Below are 19,177 nucleotides of genomic sequence, written 5' to 3'. Positions count from 1 at the left end.
CCCATTTTCGATTCCTGTGCTTTGACCCAGGACAACAATCGGAAACCGTTAATTTTTCTTATTCCGCCGAAATCCGCAAGGCCGCTAACGTGGCCAGGGGAGCAAACAGCAGCGCCAGCACAAGTATCGCACCCATCATATAAAGGTGGCCTTGCTCACCCAGGCCCGAAACACTCGCCTCCACAGCACCTGCCCCAAAAATCAAGACGGGTATGGAGAGCGGAAGCACCAGCAGCGACACCAGCACACCACCGCCGCGCAGCCCCAGGGTCAGAGCCGCACCGATGGCACCGATCAGGCTCAGGGCCGGGGTTCCCAGCAACAGGGAGACCAGCAACACCAGCAGGGCATTCCCGGATAGATCGTACTGCAAACCCATCAGCGGTGACATCAATACCAGGGGTATGCCGGTGATCAGCCAATGGGCTGTCACCTTGCCCAGCACCAGTATGAACATGGGCTGGGGGGCCAGCAGCATCTGCTCCAGGGCACCGTCATCGAAGTCAACGGTGAACAGCCTCTCCAGGGCAAGCATGGATGATAGCAGGGCCGCCACCCAGACCACACCTGGCGCAATCATGCGCAGGGTATCCATCTCCGGACCGATGCCGAGGGGAAACAGGCTGACCACAACAACGAAAAAGAACAGGGTGATGAAGACATCCGACCGCCTGCGCAATGCCAGGGTCAGGTCCCGCATCAGAATCGCGCGATAGACTTCAAACATCGCCTTCCCCCTTCCAGCCCAGCTGCAGCTGCTTGGGGTGCCCCCGTGTCAGGTTCACCTCCTGGTGTGTTGTCAGTATCACCATTCCACCGTTTGCCACATGATCGCGTATCACCGACTGCAGAAACTCCACTGCCGCCTTGTCGAGGGCGGTGAAGGGCTCATCCAGGACCCATAACTTGGCGTCGTGAGTCAGCAGCCGCGCGAGCGTCACCCGGCGTTTCTGGCCCTGGGAGAGAACCCTGGCGGGGAGGTCCTCGTGTCCGCGCAGCCCCATCTTCTCCAGGGCGTCCCAGGCCTGGGACTCGTTGATCTGAACGCCATCCAGAACACTGCAGATCCGTAGATTCTCGATACCGTTGAGATCGTCCTTGATGCCGTTCTTATGCCCGATGTAGACTAGGTCGCGATTAAAATCGTCGCCCTGGTCCCAGATACCCTCACCATCCCAGAGGATCTCCCCCGCAGAAGGGCGTATAAGGCCGCAAACCGTGCGCATCAGGGTGGTCTTGCCGCTGCCGTTGCGACCGTGCAGATGCAACAGCTCGCCCGGCTCCAGTTTGAAACTGAGGCCCGTGAACAGTCTTCGGTCGCCCCGCATGCACTCCAGTTCGACAACTTCGAGCATTTTCAACTTTACAGAAATACAAAAAGAGCTTGATTGTACACAGACCCGCCCCCCATTCCCACCGATTCCGGCCTCCAACAAAATCGATGATGCGCTTTGTGCATAATCGCTACGAGAAGGTAGAATCGGATTAACCGAAAACCTTCTGAGAGAGTCACCATGACCCAGACCCATCGGGGCGAGCACATCGTGCTGGCCAGCAACAACCCAGGCAAGATCCGCGAAATCAACCAGCTGCTTGCCGAGCAGCAGATCGTGGTGGTTCCCCAGAAGGAGTACGACATCCCCGAGGCGGAAGAGACTGGCCTGACCTTCGTTGGGAATGCCATCCTCAAGGCGCGCAATGCCGCTCGCCACAGCGGCCTACCGGCCATCGCTGACGACTCCGGTATCGAGGTCGACGCCCTGAAGGGGGCGCCGGGCATCTATTCCGCACGCTATGCAGGAGCAGGCTCTGACGACACTGCCAACAACCGGAAGCTACTGGAAGCCCTTGAAGATGTTGCAGACCCCGAGCGTACCGCCCGATTCCAGTGCGTCATGGTCTACATGCGCCATGCCGAGGATCCTACACCGATCATCTGCCAGGGCACCTGGGAGGGCCTCATACTGCGTCAACCACAAGGTGAGAACGGTTTCGGCTACGACCCCCTGTTTCTCGTTCCCGACCAGGGCTGTACCTCTGCACAATTGAGTGCCGACCAGAAAAACAGCCTGAGCCACCGGGGTCAGGCGCTGCGAAAACTGCTCGCCGCTCTCTCCGGTTGAAATCCTAATCGCCGCGAGGTCGCGACTCCCACGGGGAAATGAGCTAAACAGCAATTGATCGCTACTGCGGGTGGTGCGCCTTGATGCCGTGCGGGTGCTCGCCACCATAAATTGTGCTCATTTTAAGCCCTACAAGCACAACCCCTCCCGTCATCTTTCTTTCACATATCCGACAAACCGCTGAAATCACAGCGGGTTACCCTTCGCCTCGAAGACAATGGAAAAAGAGGAAAGAGATGAGTATAGATAGACGCTATCATCAGCGCATAGAGACTAACCTCACCGTGCAGCTAATCTACAGGGGCAGAAACTTCTCCGCCCATGCCTGCAACATCACCTCCCACGGCCTGGGACTGAAGACCGGCTATCTGACCATTCCCGGCGGTAACCTGGTGGAACTGGAGCTTCGTATAGGCGATCGAAAACAGCAGATCCAAGGCCTAGTGATCCACGCCGACAAGGACAACATCGGTATCATGTTCCGCGCGCCACATACTGAACTCGAAGCGGTTATCAAAACGCACCTGGTCGAACAGATCCGCCTATCCAGCCCACCAACAACCCAGACCAGCGAACCTCCACAAATTCTTTAGGTAAACGCTTGATTATCACTACCGGAAATCCAACTGACATTCAAAGGATAATTCACTCAATCGTTAGAGATGGCGATCCGGAGAGATGGCGATCCGGCGACCCTCAACTCCAGGATACGTCTGAATTCACCAGGATCCTTGATCAGCGCCATCTCACCGGGACGCGGAAAATGCAGTTCCACCAGCCTTGACAGCCAAAAGCGCAATGCCGCCCTTCTCAGCATTATCGGCCAGGCTTCCAGCTCCTGTGCGGAAAGAGTCCGTTCCGACGCATATCCCTGCAACAGCGCCTTGTATCTCGACGGGTCAATTTCACCCGACTCATCAACACACCAGTCATTAACCGTTACGGCAAGATCGAAAATCAGCGGTCCATTGCTGGCAGTGTAAAAATCGATCATCCCCATCAGGCGACCTTCACCGAACAATACATTGTCTCTGAACAGATCAGCGTGGATAACACCATCTGGCAATACTGTCTGCTGCTGCTCCTGGCAGGCCAATTCATCATTAAGCAACCGCTGCTCATCGGCTTCCAGCTTCGACAACAGGCGGGATGCCGTTGTTCGCATCCAGGCCAATCTATGGTTATTCTCGCGACTTTGCGTAAATCCCGAACCTGCTCTGTGTATACGGCCCAGCGCCTGCCCCACTCTCCCGGCAGGCGCTGAAAGAGAACGGCGGGTTTTCCATTTAACGCATCCAGCAACAAAGCCTCCCTGTTCTCAACCGGCTCTGCACAGGGCACACCTACAGCTGCAAGGAAGCCGATCAGGTCGAGAAAATAGGCAAGCTCCCCGGCCTGCTTGGACTCGAACAGCGTCAGGACATATTCACCGTCGGTTGTCGTAACAAAGTAATTCGTATTCTCCATCCCCTCGGCGATACCCTGGTACGAAACCAGCGCGCCAAGATCATAGCTTTTTAGAAAGGCATTGAGCTGTCGTTGAGATAACGAGGTATAGACTGACATTGCTGGATAGTTCAGACGGCATAAGAAAACCGCCATTATTCCAGAGAACAATGGCGGTTTGTATTTTTAACTGTTGCGAGATGGAGCGGGAGAAAAAACTGGCCCTGCACAGCAGCCGGAAGGATGCCGGCTTTACTCTTCCCAATCCATCCCGCGAACCGGTTTACCAAGCCTCTGCACGCACTTCAGCGGCAACCTGCTCAAGACTTTCATGACGCACATCAGTGCCCTTCACCAGGAACACCACGTAGCCGGCGATATTCTTGGCATAGCCACCGGCCCGCTCGATGGCCCTCAGACCCAGCACCACCTCCGTAACGTGACCGACGTGACGCGCATCATCCATCAGGTAGGTTGAGAGCCGGCGCAGGGCGGACTTGAACTCGTTCTCCAGTTCCAGGTTCAGCTGGATAACATCCAGGGCCTGCTCCAGGTCGAGGTTTTCGAAAGCGCCCATGGCCTTAATAATCATCTCATCCACCATCTCGGCCATCCTGGGAATATCATCCAGCAGGTGGTGATTGGGCGGCAGTTTGTCGCCATCGTAGAAATGGATAGTCATGCGCGCAACCCATCGTGCCTGGTCACCGATACGTTCCAGGTCGGAGACGATTTTTCCCACGGCAATGATGTCGCGCAGGTCCTTGGCCATCGGTTGGCGCTTGGCGATCAGGCGGATGATCTCGTCATCCGCCTCGATATCGAGATCGTTGAGTTTCTTGTCTCGCTCAATGACTACCTGGGCCGCCTCGCAATCCTCGTCATCCAGCGTCTTGACCGCATCGTGCATCTGGCTGCGAGCCAGTTCGCTCAGTTTCAGTACCAGGCCATGAAGCTGGCTCATTTCGTCGTTGAAGCGGTTGACAATGTGGCCGCCCATCATCTCATTCATACTCATATCTGTCGTCCTATCAACCAAAGCGACCGGTGATGTAATCCTCGGTCAGCTTGTGACTGGGATTGGTAAAGATATCATCCGTGTTACCCACCTCGATCAGCTTGCCCAGGTGAAAGTAGGCCGTGCGCTGTGAGACACGGGCCGCCTGCTGCATGGAGTGGGTGACAATGGCGATGGTGTAGTTCTCTCGCAACTCATCGATCAACTCCTCGATCTTGGCTGTGGCGATGGGATCCAGCGCCGAGCAGGGCTCGTCCATCAGGATCACCTCGGGGGAAACTGCAATGGTGCGTGCAATACAAAGGCGCTGCTGCTGACCACCGGAAAGACCTGTACCTGGCTGATCCAGGTAATCCTTCACCTCGCTCCACAGGCCGGCACGACGCAGGGAAGACTCCACCACCTCGTCCAGGTCCGCCTTGTTACTGACCAGGCCATGGATCTTGGGGCCGTAGGCGATGTTATCGTAGATCGATTTTGGAAAAGGGTTGGGCTTCTGGAACACCATACCCACCTGGGCCCGCAGGGGCACCACGTCCAGTTTCTTATCGTAGACATCCTGGCCGTCCAGCTTGATCTCGCCGGCAACACGACAGATATCAATAGTGTCGTTCATGCGATTGAGACAGCGCAAGAAAGTAGACTTGCCACAACCGGAAGGGCCGATCATGGAGATCACTTCATTTTTGCCGATATCCAGGTTCACATCCTGGATGGCGTGCTTCTCGCCGTAATAGACATTGACCTTGCGGGCGGTCATTCGTGGATTGTCCACGGCGATCTCTCCCACTTTACCGACAAAGGCCTGGCTCGCCTTCTCATGATCGAAGGCACCCTCGGTGGCTACCGTCTGGCTCATATCGCCTCCCATTTCATCAACAGCTGTTGCAGTGTCCATCATCTATCTCCTGCATTACCAACGACGCTCAAACCGTCTGCGCAGAATGATCGCCAGAAAATTCATTATGAAGAGGAAACCGAGCAGCACCATGATGGCTGCCGAAGTTCGCTCTACAAAGGCGCGTTCCGGACTGTCCGCCCATAGGTAGACCTGCACCGGAAGCACCGTGGCGGGGTCGAAAGGCCCACCTGGAATATCCACGATAAAGGCCACCATGCCGATCATCAGCAGCGGCGCTGACTCACCCAGGGCCTGGGCCATACCGATAATGGTGCCCGTCAGCATGCCCGGCATGGCCAGGGGCAGGACATGGTTAAACACCATCTGCATCTTGGATGCGCCGATACCAAGAGCAGCCTCACGAATGGATGGTGGCACCGACTTCAGCGCCGCACGGCTGGCGATAATGATGGTCGGCAGGGTCATAAGGGTAAGCACCAGACCACCTACAAGGGGTGCCGAACGAGGCAGCCCAAAGAAGTTGATGAACATCGCCAGGCCCAGCAGGCCGAAGACGATAGAGGGCACAGCCGCCAGGTTATTGATGTTCACCTCGATGAGATCAGTCCACCTGTTCTGGGGTGCGAACTCCTCCAGGTAGACTGCCGCGGCCACACCGATTGGGAATGACAAGGCCAGGGTCACCAACAGCATGTAGAGCGACCCCATCACGGCGCCACCGATACCGGCAAGCTCCGGCTCACGGGAATCACCATTGGTAAAGAAGGTGGTATTGAACTGCTTTTCGACAGCCCCCTTCGATTCGAACTGTTCGACCCAGCCAATCACCTTGTCGCTGACCCTGCGATCCGACTCAGGCACATTGCGATCTATGTGCCCCTTGATCAGCATATCGATGTCGTCATCGGCAACAAGCCATACCTCTTTTTTGGTGCCGATAATCTCGGGGTTGGCCAACACCATCTCACGCAACGCCAGGGAAGCGCCGCTACTGATCAGCTTATAGAGCGCACGCTTGTCTTTACGTGCCTTCACATCGGGAAATTCGGCACGCATGGCGGCTTTGACCAGGCCCGCATAATTCGCGGTGGATAGGGCCTGTGGATCACGCTTGCCCTCCGGATCGATCTCCTGCTCGCTGAATTCGATATTCAAGCGAACAAAGGTATGTTCGAAGGCGGTATATCCATTACCGATGATACTGATGAACAGAAAGGAGACGAACAGCAGACCCATGATCACCGCAGCTTGACCGACATGGCGGAAGCGACGCTCTTTTGCGTAGCGTTTTTTCAGGGACGCATTGACCAGGTCAATGGCCCTCTTCTCGGTTTGATTTTGATTACTCATACTGTTCACGATATTTGCGCACCACGTGCAGTGCGATCACGTTAAGGGCAAGGGTGACGACAAACAGCATCAGACCCAGGGCAAACGCCGCCAGGGTCTTGGGGCTGTCGAACTCCTGGTCACCCACCAGCAGGGTAACGATCTGTACCGTCACCGTGGTCACGCTCTGCAGGGGATTTGCGGTCATGTTGGCCGACAGGCCCGCCGCCATCACCACGATCATGGTCTCACCGATGGCACGGGAGACCGCCAGCAGCACGCCGCCGACGATACCGGGCAGTGCAGCAGGTATGATCACCTGGCGAATGGTCTCTGACTGGGTGGCACCCACACCGTAGGACGCGTCTCGCATGGCCTGGGGCACTGCATTGATCACGTCATCGGAGAGGGAGGAGATGAACGGGATGATCATGATGCCCATTACAAGCCCCGCTGCCAGCGCACTCTCCGATGAGACATCCAGGCCAATCAATGAGCCGTTGTCACGTATGAACGGCGCTACGGTCAGTGCCGCGAAGAAACCGTAGACAACGGTGGGGATACCGGCCAGCACTTCCAGTACTGGCTTGGCAAAAGCACGCATTTTCTTACCGGCATACTCCGACAGAAAAATGGCGGACATCAGGCCAATCTGCACCGCCACCACCATGGCGATAAAGGAGATCAGCAGTGTGCCTGCAAACAGGGGAATGGCGCCAAATGCACCGGAGGAACCCACCTGGTCCTCGCGGATCGCCATCTGGGGGCTCCAGTCGAGACCGAAGACAAATTCGGTGAACGGAATCATCTCGAAGAAGCGGATCGCTTCGAACAGTACAGAAAGGACAATTCCGATTGTTGTGAATATTGCAATGGTGGAACTGATAATCAGCAGTCCCTTGACCACGAATTCCACCTGGTTGCGGGCCCTGAACTTGGGGGACACAAGACGCCAGGCCAGCCCTGTACCCAGAACCGCAAGGGAGAGAACCACTACTGCAAGCGCCGCTGCACTTGTCTGCTCCAGGCTCAGGTAATGGTCTGCCGCCGCCCTCATTTCCGGGCTCACCTCGCCCGAGGTGATATTCCCCTCGGCCAAGTTACGGATATCGTTGACGACCAATCCGAGTTCAGCCTGTCCAAGACTGCGCACTTCGGCAGGCAGGTCGGCCACCATGAGGTCGGTAATGATAGTGGACTGAAAAGCATTCCAGAGGCCGAACACGATCAGTGCAGGGAGTCCGCACCAGATCGCGGCATAGAACCCGTAGTAACTCGGCAGCGAATGCAGCTTACGAACGCCAGCGCCACCACCAACCACGCCAAGGGAGCGCTTGCGGGCCAGTTGATAGGCAACGGCCATCAGTCCGAGAAGCACAAGAATCAGTACTGTATTAGGCATTGATGTCTCAATCCTGAAAAAGGTGCCGCTAACAACAGGTCCGTCACACGCGGCGTATGCACTTCCTTGCAGCTATCCCCGCTTCTGTGCATCCATACACTCGAGGAAGGTCGCTTCCCTGCGCAAAAAGGCAGCCAGCTGAACCGGCCGCCTTTTCAGGTACTACTCAATTCCAAACCGGGAATTACATCTCCAGGTTCTTCATGGTCTTGACAGCATCTGCGAAGCTCTTGCGCTCTGCTGCAGGCATGGGGATCAGACCCTTGTCAGTCAGGTAGCCTTCGTCGCCCCAGGCCTTCTCGGCAGTGAACTCAGCCAGGTACTCTTTGATACCGGGAACCTTGCCGATGTGCGCCTTCTTGACGTAGAAGAACAGGGGACGGGATACAGGGTAGGAACCGTCGGCGATAGCTTCGAAAGCGGGCTCTACACCGTCGACCTCGGAACCCTTGACCTTGTCGGTGTTCTGGTCCAGGAAGCTGAAACCGAAGATACCCAGGGCAGCGGGGTTAGCTTCCAGCTTCTGAACGATCAGGTTGTCGTTCTCGCCCGCCTCGATGAAGTGACCGTCTTCACGGATGGTGTGGCACAGCTTCTTGTAGGCCTTCTTGTCAGTCTTCTTCATGGCCTTGATCCAGTCGATCTTCTTGCAGCCACCTTCCATTCCCAGCTCGACGAAAGCGTCACGGGTACCAGAGGTGGGAGGAGGACCCAGAACCTCGATCCTGGTGTTGGGCAGGCTGGAGTTTACATCCTTCCAGGTCATGTAGGGGTTAGGCATGGTCTTGCCTGCAGCCTTGGGATTGGGAACATCCTTGGCCAGGACCAGGAAGATGTCCTTGCGGCTGATCTTGAACAGCGGAGCGTTCTTGGCGTTGGCCATCACGATGCCGTCGTAACCAACCTTAACCTCGATGATGTCGTTCACACCGTTGCTGGCGCACTTTTCAACCTCGGACTTCTTGATGCGACGGGAAGCGTTGGTGATATCGGGGTGCTCAACGCCAACGCCGGAGCAGAACAGCTTCAGACCGCCACCGGAACCGGTAGACTCGATCTTGGGAGTCTTGAACTGGGTGGTCTTACCGAAAGTCTCAGCTACAACGGTAGCGAAAGGATAAACGGTGGAAGAACCAACGACAGAGATGTAATCACGGGAAGCAGCGGTTGCAGAGGTAGCAGCAACAGCCAGCGCCGCAGCAAGAACGGTACGCTTGATAGACACGGAAAACCTCCAATAGGGTCAACAGGAATAATTGTTGGAGGGATTATGTAGGCGGTTTGTTACAGCGGCGTTGGATTAATGTTTCAGTTGCATTACAACACTACAAACTGCGGGAAGTTAGCGGTTTTTTCTCATTCTCCAGGCTTTCCCAGCAGGCCCGGGAGTCGGGAAAACTGCAACTGAACGTGCTTCCTTTTCCAGGCTCACTCTTCACTTGGAGCCTGCCCTGATGCCGGGTCAAGACATGCTTGACGATGGCCAGACCCAATCCTGTACCACCGCTCTGCCGGGAGCGTCCGACATCCACGCGGTAGAAACGCTCAGTCAGTCGGGGGATATGTTCCGGGGCGATACCGATACCGTTATCGGTGACAGAGAAGCACGGCTCTCCCTCATCACCGCATTCCCAGTTCAAGGTGACTCTCCCCCCTGTCGGGGTATAGCGCACGGCGTTGAACACCAGGTTGGAGAAAGCACTCTCGAGTTCAGTTACGCTGCCGTAGAGATTCAGACCGGGCTCGACGGTCACTGCGACCTCGTGATTCTGTGCACTCAACCCCTCTGCACCCTCTTTCAGGACGGACATCAGCGCAGACATATCGACAACTTCCTGTTCCTCTATGTTGTTGTGACTCTCCAGGCGCGAGAGCAGCAACAGATCCTCAACGATGCGCTGCATGCGCACCGTCTGCTGCTGCATCTGGCCCAACACATAGCTCCAGGGGGAGAGTGCCTGGTCGCCGCTGTCGTTCATTGATTCGAGATAGCCGTGGACCACGGTCAGGGGGGTACGCATCTCGTGGGAGACATTGGCCACGAAATCCCTGCGTACCGTTTCCAACTGGGAGAGACGGGTAATATCACGGGCCTGAAGCAGGCGCTTGCCCTTGCCGTAGGGGACGATCCGCACCTCCAGGTTGACACTGTCATCCACCGGCGCCGGCATCTGCAGGGGACGGCTGTAATCACCGCATGCAAGGTAGGTCTGAAAGACCGGGTCGCTGATCAGCTCAGAGATGCCCAGCCCCTTGTCCCGCTTGCGCTCCAGCCCCAGTACCCGGCCGGCGACACTGTTCCACCATTCGACCCCGCCCCGGTCATCCAGGACCACCGTGGCATCCGGGAGGGCACTGGTTGACTCCCGGAATCCACTGAGCATGCGGCCGAGCTTGCGCTTGCGCTTTTTTCCCCGCACCCGCAGCTCTTCCACCAGTTCGATAATGGCCCGCCACAGACCAACAGAATAAGGCCGGGCGTGGCGTTTGGGACTGCGCAGCCAGAGGGTCAGACGGGTAAGCTGAACAAAGTGCCACGCAAGATACAGGAGAAGCGCCGCAATGATAAGGGCGGTGTAGTGTCCAATCCCTGCACCTGCCAGTCCCAGGAACACCCCTGCCAAAGCAATGCCGGCAAGCTCCTGCTGCCAGGCCTTGCTCAGGTTCATCGTGCCACTTGTCGCTCGGAAAAGCGGTAGCCTGCACCCCGCACGGTCTGGACCAGGCCATCCACGCCATAGGGTTCCAGCGCCTTGCGCAGGCGCCTGATATGAACATCCACGGTACGCTCTTCTATGAACACGTTGCTACCCCACACCCGGTCAAGCAGCCGGGACCGGCTGTAGACCTTGTCCATGTGGGTCATGAAGAAGTGCAGCAGGCGAAACTCTGTAGGCCCGAGATCGACCTCCTGGCTACCGACACTGACCCGGTAGGAGGTGGGATCCAGTTGCAGGCCGCCGACTTCCACCATCTCTTCGGTGGCATGGGGGGCGACCCGGCGCAGGATGGCCTTGATACGGGCAGCCAGCTCACGGGGTGAAAACGGCTTGGTGACATAGTCCTCGGCACCACACTCCAGCCCACGCACCTTGTCATCCTCTTCGCCACGGGCAGTCAGCATGATCACGGGAATATCACGGGTTGCGGCATCCTGCTTAAGTTCCCGTGTGAACTCTACGCCGCTCATCCCAGGCAGCATCCAATCCATAAGAATCAGGTCAGGCACCTGTTCAGCAAGATGCGCCCTGGCCTCTTCCGCGTCCTCCGCTTCCAGCGTGTCGTAATCGCTCTGCTTCAGCACGAAACTGATCATCTCGCGGACTGCCGGTTCGTCTTCAACTACAAGTAGTTTCGCTGCCATCGCTAGGGTTGTCGCAATTTATCCAATGTCATATTGGCGGCTATTACACCAGAACCACTATTACAATTTGATTACATGCACCCCGAAAACAGACTGTTGAGAAACTTCGCAGGCGTCTACCAGCTGAACAGCACCCACTGGGGAATGGCAATATCGGTAGGGTGATCGCTGCGCACATCCAGTTCACCGTCACCATCACTGTCGAGCAGGTAATAGGGAGCACCTGAAACAGGCACGATCTTCACCATGTAAACCCGGCCATTGACGCTGTACTGGTGAATTTTCCCCTTGTCGGACTCGATAATGGTCACCTCGGGTTCCAGCACCTCACCACTTTCGACCTGGGGTGGGATCTCCGGAGGCTCGGGGACCGGGTCCGCCTCATCAGCCAGGGCAGAGGAGGCGGCCAGCAAAAGGGAAAATGACAACGCCAGTTTTTTCATACCTATTCCTTAATTTTTTTTATATCTACTCGAATGATCTGCCTGCCCATAACAACCGTTAGAGTTCCAGCAGTATCTCCTTCTCTTCCGTGGAAGGCTCGAACCCACGGGTCTCGTAGTGAGCAAAGATGGCATCCACCACATCCTGGGGCTCATCGCATACCTGTATCAGGTCCAGGTCTTCCGGATCGATCGTGCCCTCTTCTACAAGTGTAGACCGAAACCACTCCAGTAAACCTTGCCAGAATTCACGGTTGACCATAATGATCGGGATCTTCCGGGTCTTACCGGTCTGCACCAGGGTCAGGATTTCCGCCAGTTCATCCAGGGTGCCGAATCCGCCGGGCAGCACGACGTAGGCGGATGCATACTTTACAAACATCACCTTGCGGGAGAAAAAGTGCCTGAAATTGAGTTCAATATCCTGGTGCTCGTTGGCTGCCTGTTCGTGGGGCAGCATGATATTAAGCCCGATGCTGGGCGCCCTTCCCAGGTAGCCGCCTTTGTTAACAGCCTCCATAATACCGGGCCCACCACCACTGATCACTGCGAAACCGCTGTCCGACAGCAGGCGTGAGATCTCCTCCGCCTTCAGGTAATTGGGATCGTCCCGGGGGGTTCGCGCCGAGCCGAAGATGCTCACCGCGGGCCAGATCGGGGCCAGGCGTTCGAAACCCTCCACGAATTCGGCCATGATCTGGAACACCTTCCAGGATTCACGTTCCAACTGCCCACTGACAGGTATATTGTCTAAAGCATCGTTTCCGGACATATCACTTTTATCTCAGTTATTCCAGACTGTAATTATTGTTCTACTTCCGCATAATAACAGACTGTTGTAATCCTGTTTTGATCCCTTTTTTATCCCTTAATGTCAGACCTGAATCCCCGGCAGAATGATGCCATGTCCTTCATTGACGCACCGCTGCTGGTACTGGCCGGCGCCGGGTCAGGGAAAACGCGCGTTATCACCCGAAAGATAGCCCATCTCATCAACAAGGTTGGACTGGAGCCGCGTCACATCACTGCCGTTACCTTCACCAACAAGGCGGCCCGGGAGATGAAGGAGCGCGTGGGCAGCCTGCTCAAGGGACAGGGCACCAAGGGGTTGAGCATCTCCACCTTCCACACCCTGGGCCTCAACATCATGCGCCGGGAGCACAAGACCCTGGGCTTCAAGCCGGGCTTCAGCATTTTCGACGACCAGGACACCGAGAGCCTGCTCAAGGATCTGCTGCACAAGGGTGCAGGTGACGATGCTGCAGTTTCCAGCTACCGCTGGCGCATCTCTGACTGGAAGAACGACATGCTCACTCCGGAGCAGGCACTCGCCCGGGCAGAGGACGACCTGGAACAGCGTGCGGCACTGGTCTACGCCAACTACCAGCGCTCGTTGAAAGCTTACAATGCAGTGGATTTCGACGACCTGATCCTGCTACCGGTACAGCTCTTTCAGCAGTCGCTAGAGGCATTGGAGCGCTGGCAAAACCGTATCCGGTACCTTCTGGTAGACGAGTACCAGGACACAAATCTCAGTCAGTACGAACTGGTAAAGCAGTTGGTGGGCATACGACAGGCCCTCACCGTAGTGGGTGACGATGACCAATCCATCTACGCCTGGCGGGGTGCCCGCCCGGAAAACCTGGCGCGCCTGAAAGAGGACTTCCCCCGCCTGCATATCATCAAGCTTGAGCAAAACTACCGTTCTACCGGCCGTATCCTGAAGGCAGCCAACCAGCTGATCGACAACAATCCCCACGTGCTCGAGAAACGGCTCTGGAGCGAATTGGGACCCGGAGATCCCATACGCATCATGAGCTGCAAGAACGAGCAGCACGAAGCGGAGAAGGTGATCTCGGAGATCATCCACCACAAGTTCACAAAGAGCACCACTCACGGCGACTACGCCATTCTCTACCGGGGAAACCACCAGGCCAAACTGTTCGAGACCGCCCTGCGCCAGAACAACATCCCCTACTTCCTCAGCGGCGGTACTTCATTTTTCAGCCGCTCCGAGGTAAAGGACGTGATGGCCTACCTGCGGCTGCTGGCCAATCCGGATGACGACGCCGCCTTTCTGCGCATCTGCAACGTCCCGCGCCGGGAGATCGGCCCGACCACCCTGGAAAAACTGGGCACCTACGCCACCGAGCGCCACATCGGCATGCTCGCGGCCTGCAGTGAGCTGGGCCTGGAGCAGACCCTCTCCGGGCGTGGTTTAGAGCGTGTTCGGGAATTCGCCCACTGGGTTGAACACTTCCATCGCCGGGCCGAGCAGGACCAGCCGGTAGAGACCGTACGGGGCATGCTCAAGGAACTGAATTACGAAGACTGGCTCTACGAGAAGGCCTCGAGCGACAAGGTGGCGGAACGACGCTGGGAGAACGTCTTGGAACTCGTTGAGTGGCTGGACCGACTGCACAAGGGGGATCACGTGGGAGAGAGCCTGGCGGAGATCGTCACCCACCTCACCCTGCAGGATATCCTCGAACGGCAGGACGAAGAGAGCGGCAAGGACGAGGTCCACCTGATGACCCTGCACGCCTCCAAGGGGCTCGAGTTCCCCCATGTCTTCCTGGTAGGCATGGAGGAAGAGCTGCTGCCCCACAAGGTGAGCATCGAGGAGGAGAATATCGAGGAGGAGCGCCGACTTGCCTACGTTGGCATCACCCGGGCCCAGCGCACCCTCACCATCAGTTACACCCAGAAACGCCGCAAATTCGGCGAGATCACCGCCTGCGAACCCAGCCGCTTCCTGGAAGAACTGCCCGAAGAGGACCTGCAATGGGAGGGACGCAACAGCGACCTCTCCAAAGAGGAGAAGCAGGAGCGCGGCAACGCCCACCTGGCCAACATGCGCGCCCTGCTTGGGAGCTGATCCACCCGAGTGGGCCATCACTTCTATACTAGGGTTATAACAACAGATAACCTGGAGGGGCTGGATGGAACACACCTCTCAAGTTGCCGAAGTGATCTGGGCGGTTTTCTCCCTTTTGCTGGTCGCCCTTGCCATTCTGGTCTTCGCCAAGCGGACCCGTCTGCCGTTCACCGTGGTATTGGTTCTGGTGGGTATTGGGCTGGCGGAACTGCACAATTACTACCCGGATCAACTGGAGATTCTCGATCAGCTGACCATCTCGCCGGATCTTATCCTCTTCGTCTTCCTGCCCACCCTGATCTTCGAATCGAGCTACAACCTGGATGCACGCCAGCTGCGCCATAACCTGGCACCCGTGCTCACCCTGGCCGTACCGGGGCTGCTGATCTCCACCGGGCTGATTGGAGGCCTCGTGTGGCTGGCAACCGGCATCCCGTTCACAGCCGCCTTGCTGCTGGGAGCCATTCTCAGCGCCACTGACCCGGTAGCCGTGGTCGCCCTGTTCCGGCAGATCGGCGCCCCCCAGCGCCTGACCATCCTGGTTGAGGGTGAGAGCCTGCTCAACGATGCCACCTCCATCGTGATCGCCAAGATCCTGGTGGGCATTCTGGCCACCGGCATGGTCAGTGGCGAGGCGCTGACCCAGGGAGTGGCGGATTTCTTCATCCTGTTCGTGGGCGGCATCCTCGTCGGCACCGCCCTCGGTTACATGGCCAGTAAAATTATCGGCTGGGTAGAATCGGAGCCATTCGTGGAGATCGGTCTGACAACGGCCCTCGCCTATCTCTCCTTCCTGCTCGCCGAAGAGGTTCTGCATGTGAGCGGCGTAATGGCGACAGTGGCCGCCGGACTGACACTGGGCACCTGGGGCCGCATCCGCATCTCCACCTCGGTACGGGTCTACCTGGAACACTTCTGGGAGCTGATGGCGTTTATCGCCAACGCCCTGCTGTTCCTGCTGGTGGGCTTGAAGGTGGACCTCTCTGCCCTGCTGGGGTCCTGGGACCTGCTGATCTGGGTACTGCTGGGAATGATACTGGCCCGCGCCGCCATCATGTTCAGCCTGATCCCCCTGGTCGGGCGACTGCCCGGCTCACACCCCATCAGCAACACTTACAAATTCGTCATGTTCTGGGGCGGCCTGCGTGGCGCCATCGCCCTGGCCATCGTGCTCAGCCTGCCGGCATTCGAACAGTCTGAACTTTTCGTCGCCCTGGTCATGGGTGCCGTACTGTTCACCCTGCTTGTCCAGGGACTGAGCATCGAACCGCTGATGCACAGATTGGGACTGGACACCCCACCACTGGCCGACCAGGTTTCATTCCTGGAGCGGGACCTGATATCGAAGCAGCGCGCAATCGAGCGCCTGCCCGAATTGCAGAAAGGTGGCATCTTCTCCAGCCGCATCGCCCACCGCCTGGCTCTCGAATGCGAGCGGGCCATCGAAGAGGCGCGCCGCTCCATCCAGGAACTCAGGGACAGCGAGATGTCCCAGGCCCAGGAGACCAGCCTGCGCTACCTGCGCGCCCTCATCGAAGAGAAGGCGGTCTACACCGAAATGTACGAGAAGGGGCACCTGAGTGAAGGATCCTTTCGCGAACTGCTGCTGGTACTCAATATGCAGATCGACGCCCTGCGCTATACTGGCGCCTTTCAGCATGTCCACTCCCACCGCTTCCGCCGCATGCTGGAGCAGGGCTTCTACCGCCTGACCGAATACGCACAGTGGCTTGGCCCGATAGCCGAGCACATGCGCTTGTCGCGTATCGTCAAGGACTATGAACAGGTGTGGGGACACTACCAGGGCAGCGGCCATGTACTCGCCTCCCTGGATGAAGTGGCCAAGCTGCAATCCATACCGGCCAGCGTAGTCGACGAGGTACGCGAAAAGTACAGGAACTGGAACAAGCTATCGGCCAAGCAGTTGCAGCAGGTCAGCGAACAATTTCCGGAATTCGCCACCCTTATGCAGGAGCGGTTCGGCAAGCGGCTGATCCTGCTGGCTGAATTGGAAGCCACGGAAGAGCAGGCCGAGCGTGGAATGCTACCCAAGGGTATCGCCGAATCCATGGCGGCTGACGTATCGAGACAGATCGCCGCGCTCAGGGGACAACCAGTTCAGCAACTTCAGGACGACCCGCTTGTGCTGCTTAAAAAGGTTCCGCTGTTTGCCGAGATGGAGGAGGCAAACCTGAAACTGATCGTAGCACTCACGCGACCCATCACCCTCAGTGAGAACAAATACCTGATTCGCCAGGGCAAGGTGAGTGATGCCCTGTACCTCATCAGCCGTGGCGTCATCCAGTTCACCCGCGAAACAGAAGGCGTAACCCATAACCTGGGTACCCTGATGGCCGGTGAATTCTTCGGTGAACGGGCACTCATGGGCCACGGTACGACTGATACAGGGGTTATCACCACGACACCCTGCAGGCTCTTCATCCTGGAGAGAGCCCAACTCGAAGATCTTCTAGATGACCAGCCAGAAATCAGAACCGCGCTCGAACAACGCGACCAGGCCCTGAGGGATGCCTACCGTCTTATGAAGGAGAAACAGAAGGAACCGGAATAGGCAGCTGGCCAGCCGTTCCTCGGCTCGGGCATCCTGCTTCGCTCTAACTCCTGCATCCATGCAGTCGTGTGCATCCCTACACCCGCGGCATACGACCGCCATGGATGGCGGAAGTGCAGTAAATACAGGAGCAATTTCCTGTCCGTACATCCTGTACATAAGTCGCTCTCGGGCATCCATGCCCTTCGCGACATAAGGCCGTCCTGGCCAAAAAAACGCCCGGTGGTTTCCCGCCGGGCGTTTTCTAGCTTAGCTGAAGCTTCGCTTACATCGTCATGATCCACTCTACGACAGTGCGGATATCAGCCTCGGGCACGTGTGCCTGGGGAGGCATGGGGATCTGGCCCCAGGTACCAACACCACCGGCCTTCACCTTGGCAACCAGGGTATCCACGGCATTGGCATCGCTCTTGTACTTGGCAGCAACGTCCGTGTAGGAAGGGCCCACAACCTTCACTGCAACCTGGTGGCAGGCCAGGCAACCCTTGGCCTGGGCGATCGCCTGGGCATCACCACCCGCGGGAGCTGCAGCCGGAGCAGGTGCAGCGGGCGCTTCAGCAGCCGGTGCCGGCGCAGCAGCCTTCTCTTCACCTTCAACCACAACCGTGCCGACCGGCTTGATGCGCTCAACCACTTCGGGGCGCACCTCAGCCAGTGCCTGAGCAGAAACAACCAAAGCAGCCGCACCGGCTACCGCGATAGTACGAATATAGGAAACAAGCTTGAGGCTCACCCTGAAAACCCTCCGTATATCAGAATTCTCTAAAAAACTGCGCGAAGTATACAGATATTCCCCAAAAAAATCGAATCCCTGCGTAGACGCCACCCGGCGGCCACGTTAAACTACGCGGTCTTCAACACAGCGGGGCCACGAGCAAATTCGTTTTGCGGCCGAGACCCCATAAGCTGCTGTAAACAATCGATTTATTGCGCCCGTAGCTCAGCTGGATAGAGCGCTGCCCTCCGGAGGCAGAGGCCAGGGGTTCGAATCCCTTCGGGCGCGCCATTCTATGAAGTGTCTGGGCACTCCTGAAATAGGGGTGCCCAGCTTCCACCTAGATACCGTTGAAACCAAGTCGAAGTCATTACCTCGTACAGTAACATCCGTTCTTGTTACTCTAATTTCACTAACAATCGCTCGCAAATATGCCCTTGCATGCGACGCACTTGGGCTGAATATGCCTTCCTGTGCCGCTTTTACGAAGGCGTTAACATGTCGCTCTCCAAAATTTTTAATAGGGAGGCTTTGACGTTTTTTCAGAACATTTATCTCACTGGTCAATGATGAGATTCTAGATTGTTCAGATTTAATGTGATCACTAAGGGTACTATCCAAGTCTATCTTGCCTGACCCTACCTGCTCATAAAGAATACTTATGCGCTCTTTTGATCTCGCAACGTCACTCTGTAAAGCCCGAATTCTCTTAGCCTCTGATTCGGTACTCTTTGTCAATTGTTCTCTCAATTTACTTAGTTCAGAAAGAATTCTGTCACTAGTAAGAACTTTCTCCCGGACTTTCTCCAAAATAGCCTCTTCTAGTTGCTCCTTCGGGATAGTCGGGCATCCACACAGCTTTACACCGCTGCTCGTTTTAGTTGCACATCGGTAGTATTTGTATTTCCCAGATTTTCCTGTCATGGCGTGTTGATTTGCAGTTAAAACTGACCCAGGTTTTGCATCTAATATTGACCCGCCTAGATAGCCGGATTATGGCCTGAGATTACTTTCTTTTTCCAGTT

16 protein-coding genes, 1 tRNA gene and 2 pseudogenes are annotated in these 19,177 nt (G+C 56.8%); 5 read left to right on the top strand and 14 right to left on the bottom strand.

Translation table 11 applies throughout. The features are described 5' to 3' along the window. Positions 1-58 precede the first annotated feature (58 nt). Both ccmB and ccmA read right to left on the bottom strand, forming a co-directional pair. Positions 59-727, bottom strand: a complete 669-nt coding sequence (ccmB, locus tag BOW53_RS02900) for a heme exporter protein CcmB (RefSeq protein WP_078486018.1) — start codon at positions 725-727, stop codon at positions 59-61. Continuing rightward, positions 720-1,355: a cytochrome c biogenesis heme-transporting ATPase CcmA gene (gene ccmA / locus BOW53_RS02895; RefSeq protein ID WP_078486017.1), complete on the bottom strand. Its 636-nt coding sequence runs from the start codon at positions 1,353-1,355 to the stop codon at positions 720-722. Before ccmA ends, ccmB begins: the two co-directional genes overlap by 8 nt. A gap of 159 nt (positions 1,356-1,514) precedes the next feature. Between ccmA and rdgB the strand changes: the two genes are divergently transcribed. Both rdgB and BOW53_RS02885 read left to right on the top strand, forming a co-directional pair. Then, positions 1,515-2,123: an RdgB/HAM1 family non-canonical purine NTP pyrophosphatase gene (gene rdgB, locus BOW53_RS02890; RefSeq protein WP_078486016.1), complete on the top strand. Its 609-nt coding sequence runs from the start codon at positions 1,515-1,517 to the stop codon at positions 2,121-2,123. Between the two features lie 236 nt (positions 2,124-2,359). Then, positions 2,360-2,716 (top strand): PilZ domain-containing protein, encoded by a 357-nt coding sequence (locus BOW53_RS02885; RefSeq protein ID WP_078486015.1) that lies wholly within the window; start codon positions 2,360-2,362, stop codon positions 2,714-2,716. 56 nt (positions 2,717-2,772) lie between these two features. Here the strand turns inward: BOW53_RS02885 and BOW53_RS02880 are convergent. The 10 genes and pseudogenes from BOW53_RS02880 to BOW53_RS02835 form a co-directional block, all read right to left on the bottom strand. Then, positions 2,773-3,590, bottom strand: a pseudogene (locus BOW53_RS02880) (homoserine kinase). A 262-nt stretch (positions 3,591-3,852) separates the two neighbouring features. Further along, the gene (gene phoU, locus BOW53_RS02875; RefSeq protein WP_078486014.1) at positions 3,853-4,587 is read right to left on the bottom strand and encodes a phosphate signaling complex protein PhoU; all 735 of its coding nucleotides are present in this window, start codon (positions 4,585-4,587) and stop codon (positions 3,853-3,855) included. Positions 4,588-4,600: 13 nt separating this feature from the next. Beyond that, a complete protein-coding gene (gene pstB, locus BOW53_RS02870; RefSeq protein ID WP_078486013.1) occupies positions 4,601-5,485 on the bottom strand; it encodes a phosphate ABC transporter ATP-binding protein PstB in 885 nt (294 codons plus the stop codon). Positions 5,486-5,500: 15 nt separating this feature from the next. Then, complete coding sequence (gene pstA / locus BOW53_RS02865) at positions 5,501-6,799, bottom strand: phosphate ABC transporter permease PstA (RefSeq protein WP_078486012.1); 1,299 nt, start codon at positions 6,797-6,799, stop codon at positions 5,501-5,503. Then, complete coding sequence (gene pstC / locus BOW53_RS02860) at positions 6,792-8,180, bottom strand: phosphate ABC transporter permease subunit PstC (protein ID WP_078486011.1); 1,389 nt, start codon at positions 8,178-8,180, stop codon at positions 6,792-6,794. The genes pstA and pstC overlap by 8 nt, the downstream gene beginning before the upstream one ends. A 184-nt stretch (positions 8,181-8,364) precedes the next feature. Beyond that, positions 8,365-9,399: a PstS family phosphate ABC transporter substrate-binding protein gene (locus BOW53_RS02855; RefSeq protein WP_078486045.1), complete on the bottom strand. Its 1,035-nt coding sequence runs from the start codon at positions 9,397-9,399 to the stop codon at positions 8,365-8,367. 106 nt (positions 9,400-9,505) lie between these two features. Beyond that, a complete protein-coding gene (phoR, locus tag BOW53_RS02850) occupies positions 9,506-10,849 on the bottom strand; it encodes a phosphate regulon sensor histidine kinase PhoR (RefSeq protein ID WP_078486010.1) in 1,344 nt (447 codons plus the stop codon). Next, positions 10,846-11,544, bottom strand: a complete 699-nt coding sequence (gene phoB / locus BOW53_RS02845) for a phosphate regulon transcriptional regulator PhoB (RefSeq protein ID WP_078486009.1) — start codon at positions 11,542-11,544, stop codon at positions 10,846-10,848. Before phoB ends, phoR begins: the two co-directional genes overlap by 4 nt. A gap of 116 nt (positions 11,545-11,660) precedes the next feature. Further along, positions 11,661-11,987 carry a DUF2782 domain-containing protein gene (locus tag BOW53_RS02840; protein WP_078486008.1) on the bottom strand — a complete coding sequence of 109 codons (327 nt, stop codon included), beginning with the start codon at positions 11,985-11,987 and terminating at the stop codon, positions 11,661-11,663. A 58-nt stretch (positions 11,988-12,045) separates the two neighbouring features. Further along, complete coding sequence (locus tag BOW53_RS02835) at positions 12,046-12,759, bottom strand: LOG family protein (protein ID WP_078486007.1); 714 nt, start codon at positions 12,757-12,759, stop codon at positions 12,046-12,048. A 99-nt stretch (positions 12,760-12,858) separates the two neighbouring features. Here BOW53_RS02835 and rep point away from each other — a divergent pair, with 99 nt between their 5' ends. Together rep and BOW53_RS02825 are read left to right on the top strand one after the other, a co-directional pair. Further along, complete coding sequence (gene rep, locus BOW53_RS02830; RefSeq protein ID WP_078486006.1) at positions 12,859-14,865, top strand: DNA helicase Rep; 2,007 nt, start codon at positions 12,859-12,861, stop codon at positions 14,863-14,865. Positions 14,866-14,929: 64 nt separating this feature from the next. After that, positions 14,930-17,437, top strand: a complete 2,508-nt coding sequence (locus BOW53_RS02825; protein ID WP_078486005.1) for a cation:proton antiporter — start codon at positions 14,930-14,932, stop codon at positions 17,435-17,437. Between the two features lie 265 nt (positions 17,438-17,702). Here the strand turns inward: BOW53_RS02825 and BOW53_RS02820 are convergent, their stop codons facing one another. Continuing rightward, complete coding sequence (locus tag BOW53_RS02820) at positions 17,703-18,170, bottom strand: c-type cytochrome (protein WP_245831974.1); 468 nt, start codon at positions 18,168-18,170, stop codon at positions 17,703-17,705. A 196-nt stretch (positions 18,171-18,366) separates the two neighbouring features. Here BOW53_RS02820 and BOW53_RS02815 point away from each other — a divergent pair. Continuing rightward, positions 18,367-18,443 (top strand) — tRNA-Arg (locus BOW53_RS02815). A gap of 516 nt (positions 18,444-18,959) precedes the next feature. Here BOW53_RS02815 and BOW53_RS13810 read toward each other — a convergent pair. After that, a pseudogene (locus tag BOW53_RS13810) lies at positions 18,960-19,076 on the bottom strand (recombinase zinc ribbon domain-containing protein); the annotation flags it as partial. Positions 19,077-19,177: the final 101 nt, after the last annotated feature.

The sequence above is a fragment of the Solemya velesiana gill symbiont genome (assembly GCF_002020805.1).
Classification (GTDB): domain Bacteria; phylum Pseudomonadota; class Gammaproteobacteria; order Chromatiales; family Chromatiaceae; genus Sedimenticola_A.
The sequence above is the reverse complement of the archived record's forward strand: the minus strand, read 5'-3'. Positions and strand labels throughout refer to the sequence as shown.

What these genes read in the sequence shown, in the direction of transcription:
- ccmB (WP_078486018.1), bottom strand. Translation starts at nt 727, where the DNA reads ATGTTTGAAGTCTATCGCGCGATTCTGATGCGGGACCTGACCCTGGCA.
- ccmA (WP_078486017.1), bottom strand. Translation starts at nt 1,355, where the DNA reads ATGCTCGAAGTTGTCGAACTGGAGTGCATGCGGGGCGACCGAAGACTG.
- rdgB (WP_078486016.1), top strand. Translation starts at nt 1,515, where the DNA reads ATGACCCAGACCCATCGGGGCGAGCACATCGTGCTGGCCAGCAACAAC.
- BOW53_RS02885 (WP_078486015.1), top strand. Translation starts at nt 2,360, where the DNA reads ATGAGTATAGATAGACGCTATCATCAGCGCATAGAGACTAACCTCACC.
- phoU (WP_078486014.1), bottom strand. Translation starts at nt 4,587, where the DNA reads ATGAGTATGAATGAGATGATGGGCGGCCACATTGTCAACCGCTTCAAC.
- pstB (WP_078486013.1), bottom strand. Translation starts at nt 5,485, where the DNA reads ATGGACACTGCAACAGCTGTTGATGAAATGGGAGGCGATATGAGCCAG.
- pstA (WP_078486012.1), bottom strand. Translation starts at nt 6,799, where the DNA reads ATGAGTAATCAAAATCAAACCGAGAAGAGGGCCATTGACCTGGTCAAT.
- pstC (WP_078486011.1), bottom strand. Translation starts at nt 8,180, where the DNA reads ATGCCTAATACAGTACTGATTCTTGTGCTTCTCGGACTGATGGCCGTT.
- phoR (WP_078486010.1), bottom strand. Translation starts at nt 10,849, where the DNA reads ATGAACCTGAGCAAGGCCTGGCAGCAGGAGCTTGCCGGCATTGCTTTG.
- phoB (WP_078486009.1), bottom strand. Translation starts at nt 11,544, where the DNA reads ATGGCAGCGAAACTACTTGTAGTTGAAGACGAACCGGCAGTCCGCGAG.
- BOW53_RS02840 (WP_078486008.1), bottom strand. Translation starts at nt 11,987, where the DNA reads ATGAAAAAACTGGCGTTGTCATTTTCCCTTTTGCTGGCCGCCTCCTCT.
- BOW53_RS02835 (WP_078486007.1), bottom strand. Translation starts at nt 12,759, where the DNA reads ATGTCCGGAAACGATGCTTTAGACAATATACCTGTCAGTGGGCAGTTG.
- rep (WP_078486006.1), top strand. Translation starts at nt 12,859, where the DNA reads ATGTCAGACCTGAATCCCCGGCAGAATGATGCCATGTCCTTCATTGAC.
- BOW53_RS02825 (WP_078486005.1), top strand. Translation starts at nt 14,930, where the DNA reads ATGGAACACACCTCTCAAGTTGCCGAAGTGATCTGGGCGGTTTTCTCC.